The sequence below is a fragment of the Anaerococcus lactolyticus ATCC 51172 genome (assembly GCF_000156575.1).
Lineage (GTDB): Bacteria > Bacillota > Clostridia > Tissierellales > Peptoniphilaceae > Anaerococcus > Anaerococcus lactolyticus.
On sequence record NZ_GG666053.1, the window covers coordinates 1 to 604 of the forward strand.

Annotated in this window: 1 protein-coding gene; it reads left to right on the forward strand. The window is 31.8% G+C overall.

The window, feature by feature from the left end; all coding sequences use genetic code 11:
- Positions 1–604 (forward strand): class I SAM-dependent methyltransferase (locus tag HMPREF0072_RS09160; protein ID WP_004829744.1); only part of this gene is annotated, 604 nt, incomplete at both ends.

The window sequence follows — 604 nt, forward strand, 5'->3', positions numbered from 1 at the left end:
CAGAGATTAAAAAACAACATTGAAGCTATAAATGTCTTAAAGGCTTTAGAAAAAGAAAATAGAAGTGCAAGAAAAGATGAACAGGAAATTTTGGCAAAATATATCGGCTGGGGAGGACTTTCTGATGTATTTGATGAAGAAAAGGAAGGTCAATGGCTTGATGCAAGAAACTTTTTAAAAGAAAATCTAACTGGGGAAGAATATAATAGGGCAAGAGAATCAACCTTAACAGCTTTTTATACGCCGAAAGTAGTTATAGACTCTATCTATGAAAGTCTTTCTAATCTTGGCTTTGAAAAAGGAAATATATTAGAACCAAGTGCTGGGACAGGGAGATTTATAGGAAATCTACCTGAAGAAATGAAAGAGTCAAACTTTTATGGAGTTGAATTAGATAGCATTAGTGGACAAATTGCCAAAGAACTTTACCCTAATGCCAATATACAAATAAAAGGATTTGAAGAAACCAATTTTTCTAATAACCTATTTGATGTGGCCATAGGAAATATTCCTTTTGGAGAATTTAAAGTAGCAGATCGTGAGTATGAAAGAAATAACTTTCTAATTCACGATTATTTTTTTGCTAAAACTTTAGATAAGGTTA